Source organism: Vibrio sp. YT-19(2023) (assembly GCF_033337395.1).
Window position 1 is genome coordinate 1 of sequence record NZ_JAWOQN010000636.1, and the last position, 644, is coordinate 644.

1 protein-coding gene is annotated in these 644 nt (G+C 45.8%); it reads right to left on the reverse strand.

What is annotated here, in order from left to right; translation table 11 throughout:
* A partial coding sequence (locus R7E78_RS27600; RefSeq protein WP_318058814.1) for an AsmA family protein occupies window positions 1-372 on the reverse strand: 372 nt, incomplete at its 3' end.
* Window positions 373-644: the final 272 nt, after the last annotated feature.

Sequence of the window (644 nt, forward strand, 5' to 3'; positions counted from 1 at the left end):
TTTCAGCGCAATCTGGTGGAACTGGATCGACTCTAAGTTGGGCCGTGTCGGTATGCCTTTTTTTAGACTCACCCCATCGATCAGCAAGCTATCGATAATCCATTTTCCATCTCGTCGTATGTCAGGGTTCAGCCACACGTCGACTTGTTCAATATAAGGCAGTTGAGCATCTTGGGAGCGAACGTTTTGCAGCGAAAGGTGGTAAGGGAAATCGTAATGAACGCGCTCCGCTTGGATCGGTAAGCCAAGGTAGGGTGAAACCCATTGCCATGTAGAATTGGCGTATGAGGTGGTTAACAGCGCAATAATGGTCGCCGGAAGGGCAATCAATACCACCAGTAAGAGAATTAGAATTCGACGCGCTGTTTTCATCCCTGCCAGAACCTGTAAGTGAAGTGTCGGAAAACTGATGAGGTCAGTTATACAAATAACCCAGTTAGGCTTTAGCTTGTATCAATCTGGTGTGGGATTCAATAAAAAGCCCCTCAAAAGAGGGGCTTGAAGAGCATTTTTGTAACTAAGTCACTGTTGTCATCAAATCACAGGTCACTCAGTTTTGCTTCGGTATTAGTCCAGTTGAGGACCAGCCGCAACCAGTGCTTTACCTTCCGCGTTGTCAGTGTACTTATCAAAGTTATTGATAA